The 7709-nt window shown below is 60.5% G+C and carries 7 protein-coding genes and 1 pseudogene; 2 read left to right on the top strand and 6 right to left on the bottom strand.

The window, feature by feature from the left end; all coding sequences use genetic code 11:
- The 4 genes from alaS to Q1X90_RS00210 form a co-directional block, all read right to left on the bottom strand.
- Positions 1-1755: alanine--tRNA ligase (gene alaS, locus Q1X90_RS00225; RefSeq protein WP_300765651.1), on the bottom strand; the 1755-nt coding region annotated here is incomplete at its 3' end.
- A 90-nt stretch (positions 1756-1845) separates the two neighbouring features.
- Complete coding sequence (locus Q1X90_RS00220) at positions 1846-2079, bottom strand: hypothetical protein (protein ID WP_300765653.1); 234 nt, start codon at positions 2077-2079, stop codon at positions 1846-1848.
- Positions 2079-2486 (bottom strand): DUF948 domain-containing protein, encoded by a 408-nt coding sequence (locus tag Q1X90_RS00215; RefSeq protein WP_300765650.1) that lies wholly within the window; start codon positions 2484-2486, stop codon positions 2079-2081. Before Q1X90_RS00215 ends, Q1X90_RS00220 begins: the two co-directional genes overlap by 1 nt.
- Positions 2487-2591: 105 nt before the next feature.
- Positions 2592-3266, bottom strand: coding sequence for a histidine phosphatase family protein (locus tag Q1X90_RS00210; RefSeq protein ID WP_300765652.1), 675 nt, complete (start codon positions 3264-3266; stop codon positions 2592-2594).
- A gap of 84 nt (positions 3267-3350) precedes the next feature.
- Here Q1X90_RS00210 and Q1X90_RS00205 point away from each other — a divergent pair, with 84 nt between their 5' ends.
- Entirely contained in the window at positions 3351-3716 is a 366-nt protein-coding gene (locus tag Q1X90_RS00205) for a phage holin family protein (protein ID WP_300765649.1), read from the top strand.
- A 250-nt stretch (positions 3717-3966) separates the two neighbouring features.
- On the opposite strand, the gene rpsD is transcribed toward Q1X90_RS00205, so the two are convergent.
- Entirely contained in the window at positions 3967-4593 is a 627-nt protein-coding gene (gene rpsD, locus Q1X90_RS00200) for a 30S ribosomal protein S4 (protein WP_300765648.1), read from the bottom strand.
- Between the two features lie 178 nt (positions 4594-4771).
- Positions 4772-7324 carry a UvrD-helicase domain-containing protein gene (locus tag Q1X90_RS00195; protein WP_300765647.1) on the bottom strand — a complete coding sequence of 851 codons (2553 nt, stop codon included), beginning with the start codon at positions 7322-7324 and terminating at the stop codon, positions 4772-4774.
- A 231-nt stretch (positions 7325-7555) separates the two neighbouring features.
- Between Q1X90_RS00195 and Q1X90_RS00190 the strand changes: the two are divergent.
- Positions 7556-7709, top strand: a pseudogene (locus tag Q1X90_RS00190) (xanthine phosphoribosyltransferase); the annotation flags it as partial.

Genomic DNA, 7709 nt, shown 5'->3' with positions numbered 1-7709 from the left:
CTCCTCGCGCAACGCCTTGTGGACCATGTGGGTCGCCGTATGCGACCGGGCGATTGCCCCACGACGCTCCATGTCGATGTTGGCGTTCACCTGGGAGCCAACGACCAGCGTGCCCTCGGTGAGCCGGCATTGGTGGACGATAAGATCCTTGATGGGCTTCTGGACGTCATCGACCTCCAGCACAGCGCCCTCATCGGACACCATCTGACCCTGATCGGCCAACTGTCCTCCCGCCTGAGCGTAAAACGGCGTGCGATCGAGGATCACCTCGACCACAGCGGGTCCTGTGACGGCAGGGACGGCACCCTTGCCCTCCTGGATGATCCCCAGGACGGTGGATCTGCTGGAGAATTGGGTGTACCCCAGAAAATCGATGGGTCGGCTGAGGGTTTTGCGGAAATCGTCGTACACACTCAGATCGACATTGTGACGTTTCTTCAACGCGTCGGCCCTCGCGCGGGACTTCTGTTCGCCCATCAGACGACGGAACGTCTCCTCGTCGACCTTGACGCCCTGTTCGGAAGCCATCTCCAAGGTGAGCTCGATGGGGAACCCGTACGTGTCGTGCAGCGTGAAGGCATCCTCTCCGGACACCTGCGAATTCTGTTTACGAGCCTTGCGCACGGCGGTGTCAAGAATGGTCGTCCCGTTCTCCAGAGTCCTCCTGAAGGCGTCCTCCTCGCCGCAGGCCGATTCGTAGACCTCATGGAAAGTGTTCGCCAGTTCGGGATAGCTAGGTATCATCGCATCCCTGGAGACGGGGAAAAGCGCGGGAAGGACGGCGTCGGTCACCCCGAGCATGCGCATCGACCTGACGGTGCGGCGAAGAAGGCGCCTGAGGACATAGCCACGCCCCACATTGCTCGGACGGACACCATCGCTCATGATCATCAGCGCCGATCTGACATGGTCGGCCACAACGCGGAACCTCACATCGGATTGCTCATCCTCGCCGTATCGACGGCCGGATATCCTCTCGGCGGCCTCGATGACTGGATAGACCTCATCGGTCTCGTAAATGTTCTGCTTGCCCTGAAGGAGGTAGGCCAGACGCTCGAGTCCCGCTCCCGTATCGATGTTCTTGTTCTCCAGCTCGCCGACGATATGCAAATCGGTTTTCGACTTGACGTTGTCGACCTCGTAGTTCTCGAACACGAGATCCCAGATTTCAATGAAGCGGCTCTCATCCGCAGCGGGACCACCGTCCTTGCCGTACTCAGGACCGCGGTCGACGTAGATCTCCGAGCAGGGGCCTCCGGGTCCGGGGCCTCCGGTCGTCCAGAAGTTGTCCTCCATGCCGAAGATCTGCATGTGCTCGGGGTCGAAGCCCTCGTTGCGCCAGAGTGAGCGGGCCTCCTCGTCGTCCGTGTAGGTGGTAACCCAGAGACGCTCGGGGTCGAAACCGTATCCACCATCATCCTGCGGTGTGGTCAGAAGCTGCCACGCGTAATGGATGGCCTCCGCCTTGAAATAGTCGCCGAAGGAGAAGTTCCCAAGCATCTGGAAAAAGGTGCCGTGGCGTGTGGTTTTGCCCACCTCGTCGATGTCCAGAGTCCTCACGCATTTCTGGTTGGACGCCATACGGCGGGAGGGGGGTGTCTGTTCGCCCAGAAGATACGGTATGAAAGGAACCATTCCGGCAATGGTGAAAAGAGTCGTTGGATTGGGTGATATCAGCGAGGCCGACGGCACGACCATGTGTCCGTTGCTTTGGAAGTACTGCAGGTAGCGCTTGGCGATTTCCGAAGTGCGCATGCTCGGATTGGCTCCTTGTTCGATGATGACGCCGGCGAAACATCCCGTTCCGCGGCGGTCTCAGATTAGTGGATTGGACGAATCAGTCGCTCAGACGACATCCTGGTATCTGCGGTTCAGCTCACGTTCGCGCGACTCGCGGGCGGTCGTGAAATCCCTCCACAGTCCAGCCAGCGTCGCCACTGCGACGTTCTGCGAGGAGTCCGGGAAGAGGGTTCCACGGACGGACTGTGGTGTGTTGGCTTTCACATAGGCGCGGGCCTTGGTCACCGTCACAACTCCGGCGACAAACCCCACGGACAGCCAGAACAGTCTTTTCGACATCATTCCCCCTTGGTGGTCGTAGACGCGTCGGTAGCAGCGGCGTCGGACGCCCGCCTTCCGGCCATGAATGATCCCACGGTGCTTCTGACCGCATAGAGGGTCGAAGCGATTTTGATGACAGGCTTGCCCAGGAAGGATCCATACAGGTCTGCCAGCGCGCCAACGTTGCGCGCCGTCGATGATGCCGCCTCGGAAATCTTGTTGACGTCCTCCAACGATCTGTTGATCTGGCGAACGGTCGTCACGCCCTCGTCCAATGCCGGAATGGCGTGGTCTCCCGAATCGCGCACGGTCGCGGCGATCTGGTCGAACAGCTTGCCCAGCCGAATCAGGGGATAGATGAGAAAACCGGTGAGTATGGCGAAAGCTATGGCGGCGATCAATCCAGCGATATCTGCGACACCCATAATTGCACCTCGTTTTCTGCCTTGGAACCGTTCCAGGCGGACAAAGACCCAGCTTAGCCTAGTTCGCGGCCGGGACTCCCACGGCGGAAACGGCATCCGAATGAATCAGTCGCCCACGGCAAGCACCCTCACGCCGGCGTCAAGTGGCATCCCCGTGTCGAATGAAAGGACCGTCACGCTTCCGTTCGCCGGCCGGGTGGTCATGACGCCGTCGCCGGACCCAAAGCGGTTGATGAGGCTAAGCAAGGTGTTTCCATGCGATATCTGCAACACATGGCTTCCATTCTTGAGATGGGGGTTGGACGCGATCAGATCGAAACCGGATTCGATCCTTCTCCAGTATTCCTCATCCGATTCTGCGTCGTGGAAGGGATCGGCTTGTTTGAGGAAATCCCGCGTGGCTGCCAGTCCATGGTCCCTGACGATGTCCGCGTATGTCGCTGCCCCATGCGGAGCCCCGGCCGCCCACCATGATTCCGACATATCCCTGCCTTCGAAATACCCATAGAACTGTTCTCGGAAGGCCGGAGACGTCGTCAACTCGGGACGGGCATGACCCGCCCGTTCGTTGACGTCCAAGATCACGGCGGCCGTCTCCATCGCACGCGTGGTGTCGGAGCAATACGCCGCGTCGAAAGCCATATCCCGCAAGTGGTCGGCCGCGCGTCTGGCATCGTCCCGGCCTTGCGTGGTCAATGGGGAGTTGGACCATCCCTGAAGTCTGTTGTACCGATTGAAATACGTCTGTCCGTGACGGACAAGGTGGAGAGTGATTCGCATATGCCGATTATCGCACCGGCGGAACCGTGGACGATCATGCAGGCCCCACACGACGAGGACGCAAAACGATGGCATAATCAGAGCATGTCCTCATTTCTCTCTCGATGGCTCGTGCTCTCCATAGCCGCTGGCGTCATGGTGGCGGTTCTTCCCGGCATGACGCCAATCGGCACCCCTCCGGTTCTGGGCGTCGCCGCGTTCGCGTTCTTCATGGCAATCATCAACGCATCCATCAAACCAGTCGTCCACGTCCTCGCGTTGCCCTTCAGCATCCTCAGCTTTGGCCTTGTCGCGCTTATCATCAACTGGCTGTTCATGAGACTTGCTTCGTGGCTCGCGTTGTCGTTCTTCGGCGTCGGCGTCGTTATACATGGATTTCTATGGTCGGTTGTGGGTTCTCTGATCATGGCGATCGTCTCATCGCTCGTGGGATCGATCATCGGAGACTGACAAGCCGCGCTACGTAACAATCCGACGAGGCCGGGGCAGGAATGGCAACAGAAGGCGCCGACGGGAAAACGGAACGGTCAGAAGTTGAAATAGGCACACGGCCGGATAAGAGCCATATCGAATAGCAACGGATTTATGCCAGCAACGATGCCAGCGACGGACGGGTGAGGCCAACACAGGTAATGAGCATCAGGTAAATAAGCGTGCCCCCGCGGAATCTTTCCACGGGGGCACAAGACTGCTCGGTACGTCAGCGGGCGTAGAACTCGACGACGTACTGGATGTTGACCTGAACGGGAATCTCCTCAGTCTCCGGCTTGCGGACGAGGGTGGCTTTCAAGGACGTGAGGTTCACATCAAGGTAACCGGGAACCGCGGGGAGGACGTCGCGATGGACTCCCTCTGCGGCGATCTGGAAAGGAACCATCGTCTGGCTCTTGGCCTTGACCTGAATGGTCTGTCCGGGCTTGACGCGGTAGGACGGACGGTCGACGATGTTGCCATCGACAAGAATGTGACGGTGAACGACGAACTGGCGGGCCTGAGCCGTGGTACGGGCGAATCCCGAACGCAGCACGAGCGCGTCAAGCCGGGTCTCAAGATCGATGAGCATGGCGTTGCCGGTCTGTCCCGACGTGTGGGTTCCACGCTCATACACGGCGCGGAGCTGCTTCTCCGACACGCCATACTGGGCGCGCAGACGCTGCTTCTCGCGCAGACGGACAGCGTAATCCGACTCGGTCCGGCGACGGGTGCGTCCATGCTCGCCAGGAGCATAGGGGCGCTTCTCGAAAATACGCTGGGCCTTCGGGGTCAAAGCGATCCCCAGAGCTCGCGACAGGCGAACCTGACGACGTGACCGCTGAATGTTGGTCATGATGTTTCCTTCTATTTCTGTCGTTATCTGAAACGTGACACGTGGAAAACACGCGCCGAGTCAGCCTCTCCAACGCTTCGACGCACAGGCGTCAACGGTTCCGGAAGAACCGCCGTCCCGCTGATGGGCCAAGACTCCAGACAATGTCCACCCACGGCAGACACAAGCGTCTAGAATATCACAGCTTCTCCATAGGCGCGACCCGCAGGAGAAGACGCTTGACCCCGCCCGATCCGAAATCCACAACCGCCACGGAGTTGTGGCCCTTGTCTTCTATGCCCACCACCGTGCCAAGACCGAAGCTGTCATGCGAGACCTTGTCGCCAACGGCGAATTGCCCCACATCCGCATGAGGAACGGCGGGTTTCACCCGCTTCGCCGGTGCTGTGCGAGTTGACACCCTGGAGGACTTCGTCGCGTGCGAGGATGCTCCGTGGGATGAGGACGTGCCATAGGATCCATAGGTGCTGCGCCGGGAACCTCCGCGTGCCGACGTCGATCCGTAGGTTGTTGACGACCCCCACGAGCCTCCTCGCCCGGACCTGCTGGACGAGCCGTATGACGAACGTCCAAAGGATGGACGACCACCATCGTCGTCATCCCAGTCTCCGCCGAACTCGTCGTCGGAACCTCCACGCACGAGCTCCGAGGGCGCCTGTCTGCGCTCCCACTCGATAAGGCCATCGGGTATCTCATCAAGGAACTGGCTGGGCAACATCTCGTCCGTGCGCCCCCACTGGAAGCGGTTCGCCGCGCGGGTGACATACAAACGCCGTTTGGCGCGGGTTATTCCCACATATGCCAGACGCCGTTCCTCGGACAGCTCATCGACATCCTCCATGGCGCGTGAATGGGGGAAAGTCCCCTGCTCCATGCCGGGAAGGAACACCACAGGATATTCCAGACCCTTCGCCGTATGAAGCGTCATCAGCGTGACCTTGCCGGTGCTCTCCCCCTCGTCGGGAAGCTGATCGGCATCCGCGACCAATGCCGTCGTCTCCAGGAATCCCGCCAGCGTCGCGTCGGGCGTGTTCTGCTCGAACTCGGCGGCCACCGACTGCAGCTGGGCCAGATTGTCGACGCGGGACGCGTCCTGCGGGTCCTCCGAACGGCGAAGCTCCTCCAATAGTCCGGTCTGATCAAGCACATTCGCCACAACCTCTGACGGATGGTCGTCATGCTTGTCGGCGAATTCCCTCAGCTCGCCCATCATCTGCCGGAAGGATTCAAGGATTCTACCTGTGCGGGTCGGCACGCCGTCGATGCGGTCGCACCTCTCCACGCCATCCCAGAAGGTGATCCCATTGTCCCGCGCGTACTCCAGCACCAACGATTCGGCGCGCGCCCCCAATCCGCGTTTGGGAACGTTGAGGATGCGACGCATGTTCACATCGTCGGCCGGGTTGACGATCGCCTGCAGGTAGGCCATCGCGTCCTTGACCTCCCGGCGTTCATAGAATCTCGTCCCGCCGATCAGCTGATACGGGATTCGCGCGTTGATCAGCGCCTCCTCTATGGCCCGTGACTGCGCGTTCGCCCTGTACATGACGGCCATGTCCGAATACGGCGTTCCGTCCTCCTGCGCCAGACGGGCCGCTTCCCGGGATATCCATGCGGCCTCCTGCCTCTCGTCGTCGGCCGCGTATCCGATGATCTTGCTTCCCGGTCCGGCGGCCGTCCACAGTTTCTTAGGACGGCGGTCGGGATTGTGCGAGATGACCGCGTTGGCCGCGTCCAGAATCATCTGCGTCGAACGGTAGTTCTGTTCCAGCATGATGACGCGCGCTTCGGGGAAGTCCTTGTCGAAATCCCGGATGTTGCTGATGTCCGCGCCCCGGAACGCGTAGATGGACTGGTCGGAGTCGCCTACGACGGTGACCCACGCCGGTTCCCCACCGAGCTGCGTGTCGGATCCGGCGTTTGGGGATTTTGCCGCGTCGATCCCGGCAAGCTCGCGGATCAGCTCATACTGCGCATGGTTGGTGTCCTGATACTCATCGACAAGGATGTAGCGGAACCTGTGCCTGTAGTACGCCGCGACCCGCGGATCCGACCGAAGAAGCTCGACGGTTCTGCCGATCAAATCGTCGAAGTCGACGGCGTTGGCCATGGCGAGCCGATGCTGGTATTCGGCGTGGACGATGGCGACGATCGAATCGATGTCGTCGGCTCGTCCGATATGGTATCCCCGCTGTCCCGGACGATAGTCCGGCGCCTTCTCCCGCAGCTGGACGCGCCAATCCTTGAGCCCGTTCTTCGCGTCGGAGATTTTGGACAGGAGCAGCTTCGGCGTATACCGTTTGACATCCACGTTGAGGTCGACGCAGATGATCTTGATAAGACGCTCGCTGTCCGCCGAATCGTAGATGGAGAACCCCGACGACAAGCCGATGGACTTCCCATCGCGACGAAGGATGCGCACACACGCCGAATGGAATGTGGACACCCACATCCGCTGTGCCGCAGGTCCGATGAGACGACCGAGACGTTCGCGCATCTCGCCGGCGGCCTTGTTGGTGAAGGTGATGGCCAATATCTGACCGGGCCATGCCCCAAGCTCCGTCAGCATCCAGGCGATGCGCCGTGTCAACACCCGGGTTTTGCCCGATCCTGCTCCCGCGCCTATGAGCAGCGCCGGCCCACGATACGTCACGGCCTCCCTCTGCTGGGGATTGAGACCGTCGACGAGTTCCTGCGTCGTGCGTTGGATGACATCCGGATCCTGTGACACTCGCGTCCTTCCTTTGAACGGTTCCGCAAAGACCTATCCGGCCTCTCGGCTGCGCATACATGTTTAGCACGAACGCCAGTCACCTCGGCAACAACCGCGCGACGGTACCCCTTCCTCCTCGTCGTCGTCGATGACCCCGGCGCACCCACGGAGCCACTTGCGATACGGATGGTCAGTGTGGGTGGCTATGCTCGGTCTCCATCCGCACAGCGGGAGAGGAAAAGAGGACACGTGAGGGAACTTGAGGAGAGGATACGCCGGGACGGAATCGTCAGAGCCGGAGGCGTGCTCAAAGTCGACGCGTTTTTGAACCATCAATGCGACGTGGGCTTTTTCGACCGCATGGGAGCCGAATGGGCACGCCTTTTCGCAGGAAAACGGGTCG

It is taken from the genome of uncultured Bifidobacterium sp., from assembly GCF_949292005.1.
Classification (GTDB): domain Bacteria; phylum Actinomycetota; class Actinomycetes; order Actinomycetales; family Bifidobacteriaceae; genus Bifidobacterium.
Note: the sequence above shows the minus strand (reverse complement) of the source record. Positions and strands in the feature narration are given on the sequence as shown.

Coding starts and splice junctions, on each gene's coding strand:
- Q1X90_RS00215 (WP_300765650.1), bottom strand. CDS start 2,486: ATGGGTGTCGCAGATATCGCTGGATTGATCGCCGCCATAGCTTTCGCC.
- Q1X90_RS00205 (WP_300765649.1), top strand. CDS start 3,351: ATGTCCTCATTTCTCTCTCGATGGCTCGTGCTCTCCATAGCCGCTGGC.
- Q1X90_RS00220 (WP_300765653.1), bottom strand. CDS start 2,079: ATGTCGAAAAGACTGTTCTGGCTGTCCGTGGGGTTTGTCGCCGGAGTT.
- Q1X90_RS00210 (WP_300765652.1), bottom strand. CDS start 3,266: ATGCGAATCACTCTCCACCTTGTCCGTCACGGACAGACGTATTTCAAT.
- rpsD (WP_300765648.1), bottom strand. CDS start 4,593: ATGACCAACATTCAGCGGTCACGTCGTCAGGTTCGCCTGTCGCGAGCT.